General features: G+C 64.8%; 1 protein-coding gene. It reads left to right on the forward strand.

Annotation, left to right across the window (positions count from 1 at the left end; genetic code table 11):
* Positions 1 to 520 (forward strand): cadherin repeat domain-containing protein (locus AB4097_RS21510; RefSeq protein WP_442043341.1); only part of this gene is annotated, 520 nt, incomplete at both ends.

Raw genomic sequence — 520 nt, forward strand, 5'->3', positions numbered from 1 at the left:
CGCTCGACTACGAGGCGACTGATCTGCAGACGGACGCGACCGGCAAGTACTACACCGTGCAAGTCGTGGCCAAGGATCCGGCGCTCAACACCTCGGCGGTCAAGGACGTCAAGATCTACGTCACGGATGTGAACGAAACACCGGCGAACACGCCGCCGCACACGATCCAGCTGGACGGCGGCACCACGGACGGTGTCGCGGAGAGCCTGGGCGTGGGCCAGGCGGTGGGCACGCTGACGGCTCAGGACGACTCGACCCCGGCTGCCGGCATCACCTATTCTTTCGTCGCCGGCTTCAACGGCAACGGTCACTTCACGATCGACAACACCACCAAGCAGATCAAGGTCGCCACGGCGCTCAACTTCGAGGACGCGGTCACCACGACGCCGGGCGCGGGCCTCGAGCAGGATGCGATCGGCAAGTTCTACCGCCTGAAGGTGATTGCCACCGACAACGCCACCCCGGCCCTGTCCTCGGCCGAGCAGGAGATCAAGGTCTACGTCACGGACTTCAACGAGGC

Source organism: Microvirga sp. 2MCAF35, assembly GCF_052115545.1.
In the GTDB taxonomy this organism is placed as follows: domain Bacteria; phylum Pseudomonadota; class Alphaproteobacteria; order Rhizobiales; family Beijerinckiaceae; genus Microvirga.